The organism is Staphylococcus sp. MSU001 (assembly GCF_052976705.1).
In genome coordinates, this window is the sequence record NZ_JBRIKK010000011.1 from 81,198 (window position 1) to 88,719 (window position 7,522).

Below are 7,522 nucleotides of genomic sequence, written 5' to 3' on the forward strand. Positions count from 1 at the left end.
GTCATCGATTGCTAATATGTAAATGAAACCTGAGATAATGATAGATGTCTCAGGTTTTATATTTAAAATCAAACATTCTGTAATTCGAGATGCTTATATATTATTTAATAAAGTTGAAGACATAAATCTAAATCTATGAGAACAGTAGTAAGATATTATTTAATGAGAAAATATCTTGCTACTTTTTTCTATATTGATAATATATCAACCTCATCTTTCTCGAATGTGTGTGGATATAAGTGCATTGCATTTGTTAGATGCTGCTATGCAAAATTTTTATGGCAAAGATTATGTTTTAAGGTGTGGTTTGACAGCTATTATATAATGAATAGAAATTCTTTTAGAATACATCAAACGACAGTTAATTTTGTATCAATAAAGTCATAAAACATATACATGATAGTGAGTTTGATAAATTGAATCCTCATATTGGTATCACGTATTATCATTTTTAAATATTGTTAAATTTCATCACATATATTTTAATATTTTTAGATCTTATGTGTAGCTGATTCGGATAAAATCGATTATTCGTAGAAATATTGAACCATAGTAAATATTTCGTTAGTACTTTTCAACACAGAACGGTGACAGAAAATAAAAATAAGATGACGTGCAATTTTTTGTACTATTAAATAATCTTTTGCGTGTGTTCTGATAAAAAATGTTATAATATCAACTACGAAGAACATAGTTACGTACATGAGAAGTTGAATGTTAAAATTACATAGTTTGCAACATTTTGGGTATCATATAAATTTGCTTAAAAGACTGATAAATAAGCAATCGTTATATATCTTGTGATTTGGGATGAAATGAACTTTTACAAGATTAAGCAAGATCAAATATGAATATAAAGACGAGGTATAACTATGAAAGAACAAAACCCTTTGTTTTTCTTATTTAAAAAACTCTCATGGCCATATGGGTTAATCATTGCAGCGGTTATCATTACTTCGTTGGGAAGTTTAAGTGGTTTATTAGTACCATTATTCACTGGACGTTTAGTTGATAAATTTTCCGTCAGTAGCATTAATTGGGGAATGATAGCTATATTTGGCTCGATTTTCTTAGTTAATGCATTACTTAGCGGTATAGGCCTATATTTGTTAAGTAAAATTGGTGAAAAGATTATTTATGCGATTCGTTCATTATTGTGGGAACATATTATTCAATTAAAAATGCCGTTCTTTGATAAAAATGAAAGTGGCCAATTAATGAGTCGTCTAACAGATGATACAAAAGTGATTAATGAATTTATTTCACAAAAGCTACCTAATTTATTGCCTTCTGTTTTAACTTTAATAGGTTCATTAGTCATGCTATTTATCATGGATTGGAAATTAACTTTATTAACATTTATTACTATTCCTGTATTTATTTTAATCATCGTTCCTCTCGGACGTGTGATGCAAAAAATATCTACCAATACGCAATCTGAAATTGCGAACTTCAGTGGATTATTAGGTAGAGTGCTTACCGAAATGCGTTTAGTTAAAGTATCTAATACTGAGCGTTTAGAGTTAGATAATGCGCATACAAATCTTAAAAAAATATATAGATTAGGATTAAAACAGGCTAAAATATCAGCAGTCGTGCAGCCCATTTCTGGTGTTGTTATGCTATTAACTATTGCGATTATTTTAGGTTTCGGTGCATTAGAAATAGGTACTGGAGCAATTACTCCCGGAACTCTTATTGCTATGATATTTTATGTAATCCAGTTATCTATGCCACTGATTAACTTATCGACACTAGTTACGGATTATAAAAAAGCTGTGGGTGCGAGCAGTCGTATATATGAAATTATGCAAGAGCCTATTGAACCTACTGAAGCTTTGTCAGAATCTAAAGACGTTACGATCATCGACGGCGAATTAGTATTTGAGCACGTGGATTTTAAATATGACGTTAAAAAGATTTTGGAAGATGTGTCATTTAGTATTCCACAAGGTGAAGTGAGCGCGTTTGTAGGACCTTCTGGTTCAGGTAAAAGTACGATTTTTAATTTAATTGAGCGCATGTATGATATTGAACGTGGAGATATTAAATACGGTAATCAAAGTATTTTTGATATTCCACTTTCAAAGTGGCGTACAAAAATTGGTTATGTTATGCAATCTAATTCGATGATGAGTGGAACGATAAGAGATAATATTTTATATGGTATTAATAGAAAAGTTGATGATGAAGAGTTAATAGAGTATGCTAAGCTTGCTAATTGTCATGATTTTATTATGCAGTTTGACGAAGGTTACGACACGATGGTTGGTGAGCGTGGACTCAAATTATCAGGTGGTCAACGACAAAGAATAGATATCGCTAGAAGTTTTGTTAAAAATCCTGATATTTTGTTATTAGACGAGGCGACAGCGAACCTAGATAGCGAAAGTGAATTAAAAATTCAAGAAGCACTTGAAACCCTTATGGAAGGCAGAACTACTGTAGTTATTGCTCATCGACTTTCGACTATAAAAAAAGCTGGTCAAATTGTATTTATTGATAAAGGTGAAGTTACCGGTAAAGGAACACATCATGAATTGATGGCAAGTCATGATAAATACAGACATTTTGTTACATCTCAAAAATTATCAGATTAATATTAATCACGCCCTAATAAATGAGTGGAAGGGCGTGTTTTTTTATGTAAGTTTTGTAAAAATGTCATTTTAACCCTATTTTTCACGTGGTATAATAACTTTTGTAAGATTAAAAGAACTTTTGGGGTTTGTATAGAAACATAGTACGTAAAACAAACGCTTTCATTTTTTTGTTGTTCATCATTGTTCACCATTAACAAAATACATAGAATGACATATTGATAGTCTTACAGGATTGCATAATCAATGCATGAAAGTATAAAAATACATATAGGTAGGTGCCAAATGTTTTTATTAGTTAATATCATTGGGTTATTTATTTTCCTAGGTATAGGAGTTATTTTCTCTAGAAATAGGAAGAATATACAATGGAAATCTATTTTTATTTTGGTTATTTTAAATTTGTTTTTAGCTTGGTTCTTTATATATTTTCCATGGGGAAGAACAGGGGTTAAAGGAGCAGCTAACGGTATAGCATGGGTTATAGAATCCGCACATGAGGGTACTGGATTTGCATTTAAAAGCTTCACGTCTAATAAAATGATGGACATGGCAGTAAGCGCGCTCTTCCCTATTTTATTAGTTGTACCATTATTTGACATTCTTATGTACTTTAATATACTTCCAAAAATCATTGGCGGTATTGGTTGGGTACTTGCTAAAGTTACACGCCAACCTAAGTTTGAATCATTTTTTGGTGTTGAAATGATGTTCTTAGGTAATACTGAGGCTCTTGCTGTTTCTAGTGAACAGCTTAAACGCATGAATGAGATGCGGGTACTAACTATTGCAATGATGTCTATGAGTTCAGTTTCAGGAGCAATTGTGGGCGCTTATGTGCAAATGATACCTGGAGAACTTGTATTGACGGCAATTCCACTAAATATTATTAACGCAATTATAGTTTCTTGTATTTTGAATCCTGTATCAGTTGAAGAACAAGAAGATGTCGTGTATAGCATAAGAGATCACCAAACTGAAAGACAACCATTTTTCTCATTTCTTGGAGATTCAGTTTTAGCAGCTGGAAAGCTTGTATTAATTATCATTGCATTTGTCATTAGTTTTGTAGCTTTGGCTGACTTAATTGATAGATTGATTCATTTAATCACACATCTTATTGCAAATGGTATTGGTGTCAAAGGTAGCTTTGGTCTTGATCAAATCTTAGGCGTTTTCATGTATCCATTTGCTTTACTATTAGGTTTACCGTTTAATGAAGCGTGGGAAGTAGCACAACAAATGGCGAAGAAAATTGTAACAAACGAATTTGTTGTGATGGGTGAAATTTCTAATCAAGTCAATGCAATGACGCCTCATCATAGAGCAGTTATATCAACATTTTTAGTTTCTTTTGCAAACTTTTCAACTATTGGAATGATTATAGGTACATTGAAAGGTATTGTTGATAAGAAAACGTCTGATTTTGTTTCCAAATATGTACCGATGATGTTGTTAGCAGGAATTTTAGTATCCTTACTTACTGCTGCATTTGTTGGAATATTTGCTTGGTAATTTACTTTTTAGATTTTTAATTTATATAGGCACGCTACTCATTCTATTTTGTAATTAGATGAGTCGTGTGCTTTTTAATTTTGCAGAAAGCTGACGAATTGATTTACGAATTTCTAAAATGATAAAAACCAAGCATAAAAGTGAGGAGACACTTTTTATACTTGGCTTTTATGGGAAATGAATATTAATGTACTTGTAACGGTAAGGACTAGGTACTGTCACAGTACTTCGAGCAAAATTTGTTTTGTTACTATAAACAACACAAAGGAGATAACTTCTCTTTCAAGAAGTTAAAGTTATTATAGCAGACCTAGGCGTATAAGTAAATTAAAAATTCAGAATATTTAAACTTGTTCGAAAGCGGATGTGTTGAATTTCTATTTTAGTACGTTTAATATGACATATTTTTATAATTACGAATATTATGATATGTGAAGTTGTTTTTTTAAATCATATATTTATTTGAAATTTTATTGTAGTAAGTAGTTACCTTATGCTAACATTTTAATAATTAAACAAAGTTTTAGGGGTGATTGAGTGAATAAAACTATCAGAGATATCATTTTAGTTATTATAGGTTCATTTATTTTCTCTGCAGGTATCAATGCATTTGTTATTTCAGGGAATTTGGGTGAGGGTGGTGTCACTGGTATAGCCATCGTATTATATTATGCTTTTCATATTTCACCGGCAATAACCAATTTTGTTTTAAATGCTATTTTAATTATTGTGGGTTATAAATATTTGAGCAAACGTAGTACATATTTAACTATTTTTGCTACAGTACTCATTTCAATCTTTCTAAGTTTAACTGAAACATGGCATGTAGAAACTGGGAATGTTGTAATTAATGCTGTGTTTGGTGGGACTTGTGTTGGTTTAGGAATTGGTATTATCGTTCTAGCAGGGGGAACAACTGCTGGAACGGTTATTCTTGCGAGAATTGTTAATAAATATTTAGATATTAGTACGCCATACGCTTTGTTATTCTTTGACCTTATCGTTGTGCTTATTTCATTGACAGAAATTCCTTTGGCGAAGTGCTTAGTTACAGTTATGTCTTTATATATAGGTACAAAAGTGATGGAATTTGTTATAGAAGGATTAAATACTAAAAAAGCAATGACTATTATATCTAGTAGCCCGAATGAGGTAGCAAAAGCTATTGATCAGCAAGTTGGAAGAGGATTAACAATATTAAATGGACACGGTTATTACACTAGAGAAGAAAAAGATGTACTTTACGTCGTCATCTCTAAAACACAAGTTTCCCGTGCTAAACGAATTATCAAAAATATTGACGAAAATGCCTTTTTAGTTATTCATGACGTTCGTGATGTATATGGTAATGGTTTTTTGTTAGATGAGTAAAATTTCAATATGTTATAAAGTTAGAAAGTTGCTAAAATGTAAGACACTTTTTAAAGTGAAGCCTAAAATGGTTACTTAGTTAAAGCCATTTTGGGCTTTTTATTATTATACTGTTCTCTACTTATCTATTATGGTCAATACTACTACTTAATTCACTGCTGCTCATTTACGAGTATGATATATAACATAGTGAAAATAATTGTTAGTCATAATATAGAAGAGATGTTATAATAAAAACTATGATAATGATTATCAATTACCAGTTTATGATTGATAATGAGTGAATAACTTAATCAATAACAATGTTTTTACTATATATAAAGCAAGATTTTAGAGAATGAAAGTAGGGGAATTATTATGAGTCGTTTAAGTGGTGAACAAGTGAAAATTGGCTATGGTGATTCTACGATTATTAATAATTTGGATGTCGCAATTCCTGATGGAAAGGTTACTTCTATTATTGGACCTAACGGGTGTGGGAAATCAACTTTATTGAAAGCGTTATCTAGACTGTTGTCAATTAAAGAAGGTAGAATTAATTTGGATGGTAAGAGTATTCATGCCACATCAACGAAAGAAATAGCTAAAAAAATAGCAATTTTACCACAATCACCAGAGGTCCCAGATGGACTTACTGTGGGAGAACTTGTTTCTTATGGACGTTTTCCACATCAAAAAGGATTTGGTCGTTTAACTGCAGAAGATAAAAAAGAAATTGACTGGGCACTGTCAGTTACAGGTACAAGTGAATTTCGTCATCGTACTATAAATGATTTAAGTGGTGGACAAAGACAACGCGTGTGGATTGCAATGGCACTAGCTCAACGTACTGATATTATTTTCTTAGATGAACCTACAACTTATTTAGATATTTGTCATCAATTAGAAATATTAAATTTAGTCAAAAAGCTCAACGAAGAAGAAGGTTGCACTATTGTCATGGTTTTACATGACATTAATCAAGCAATACGCTTCTCAGATCATCTTATTACGATGAAAGCTGGAGATATTGTTGCGACTGGTCAAACTGAGAAAGTGTTAACTAAGGACATTCTAGAAAAGGTATTTAATATTGATGGTGTTTTAGATATAGATCCGAGAACAGGGAAACCAATTTTAGTTACTTACGATTTATTCTGTCAGACCTATTCATGATTAAATGAATACAGTCTTATTGATAAAATATGATTATAATAAAAAATGCTCAAAATGATAATTGTTTTGAGCATTTTTTTATATTAATAAGTCTATAGAGTATTTTAGTATCATAACCATAGTTTGAAAAATTTTAACACGTGAACCACAATAATTTTTAAAGTTCACCATTTTATACATTTATTATTGCTATTATAAGACGTATACATATAAAGAAAAGGTGTTTGAAAATATATTGTAATTTTACGGTCCAAAACGTTGAGAATCATTTTTTAAATGAAATTTAAAGGTAATTATGGTATTATAATAATAATTGTTATATAAAATCTGGACAATAGGAGGACATTGCCATGCAACATCTTATAAAAAAACATGTATTGAATGGCGAGTTTGAACTAGTTAGACAGTTAATGTCCGAAACAGATTTTATGGAATTTGAAGAAGCATACATCTCTAGTGCTCATGAAGTAGAGAGTATGATGTTTTATACATGTATTCTAGATATGATTAAGGTAGAAGAATCATCAGAATTACATGATTTAGCATTCCTTTTACTTGTTTATCCTTTAAGTGAATATGAGGGCGCACTAGATTCAGCTTATTATCATGCAGATTCTTCCATAAAACTTACTGACGGAAATGAAGTTAAGAGTTTATTGCAAATGTTATTACTTCATGCTATTCCTGAGCCAGTTATTTCGGATAAAAAAGCGTTTGATGTCGCTAAACGTATTCTAAAACTCGATCCAAGTAATAATGTTGCACGAAATGTACTTAAAGATACAGCAAAACGTATGGATAATGTAGTTGTAGACATTAATGAATTGAATAATCAAAGAGATGCACGCTAAAAAATGAGTTATAGTCGCTCAAGTTTATTG

The 7,522-nt window shown here is 31.0% G+C and carries 5 protein-coding genes; all 5 read left to right on the forward strand.

Annotated elements, in window-relative coordinates:
- Positions 1 to 872 precede the first annotated feature (872 nt).
- The gene (locus ACVBFA_RS06785) at positions 873 to 2,600 is read left to right on the forward strand and encodes an ABC transporter ATP-binding protein (RefSeq protein WP_002445837.1); all 1,728 of its coding nucleotides are present in this window, start codon (positions 873 to 875) and stop codon (positions 2,598 to 2,600) included.
- A 285-nt stretch (positions 2,601 to 2,885) separates the two neighbouring features.
- Positions 2,886 to 4,115, forward strand: a complete 1,230-nt coding sequence (locus ACVBFA_RS06790) for a NupC/NupG family nucleoside CNT transporter (protein WP_020361346.1) — start codon at positions 2,886 to 2,888, stop codon at positions 4,113 to 4,115.
- A 537-nt stretch (positions 4,116 to 4,652) separates the two neighbouring features.
- Entirely contained in the window at positions 4,653 to 5,486 is an 834-nt protein-coding gene (locus ACVBFA_RS06795) for a YitT family protein (RefSeq protein ID WP_126122558.1), read from the forward strand.
- Between the two features lie 357 nt (positions 5,487 to 5,843).
- Positions 5,844 to 6,641, forward strand: a complete 798-nt coding sequence (locus ACVBFA_RS06800; RefSeq protein WP_126122559.1) for an ABC transporter ATP-binding protein — start codon at positions 5,844 to 5,846, stop codon at positions 6,639 to 6,641.
- Positions 6,642 to 6,991: 350 nt separating this feature from the next.
- Positions 6,992 to 7,492: a hypothetical protein gene (locus ACVBFA_RS06805; RefSeq protein ID WP_001832127.1), complete on the forward strand. Its 501-nt coding sequence runs from the start codon at positions 6,992 to 6,994 to the stop codon at positions 7,490 to 7,492.
- Positions 7,493 to 7,522: the final 30 nt, after the last annotated feature.

Excerpts from the sequence above, each read along its gene's own strand:
- ACVBFA_RS06785 (WP_002445837.1), top strand. The coding sequence starts at position 873 with ATGAAAGAACAAAACCCTTTGTTTTTCTTATTTAAAAAACTCTCATGG.
- ACVBFA_RS06790 (WP_020361346.1), top strand. The coding sequence starts at position 2,886 with ATGTTTTTATTAGTTAATATCATTGGGTTATTTATTTTCCTAGGTATA.
- ACVBFA_RS06800 (WP_126122559.1), top strand. The coding sequence starts at position 5,844 with ATGAGTCGTTTAAGTGGTGAACAAGTGAAAATTGGCTATGGTGATTCT.
- ACVBFA_RS06805 (WP_001832127.1), top strand. The coding sequence starts at position 6,992 with ATGCAACATCTTATAAAAAAACATGTATTGAATGGCGAGTTTGAACTA.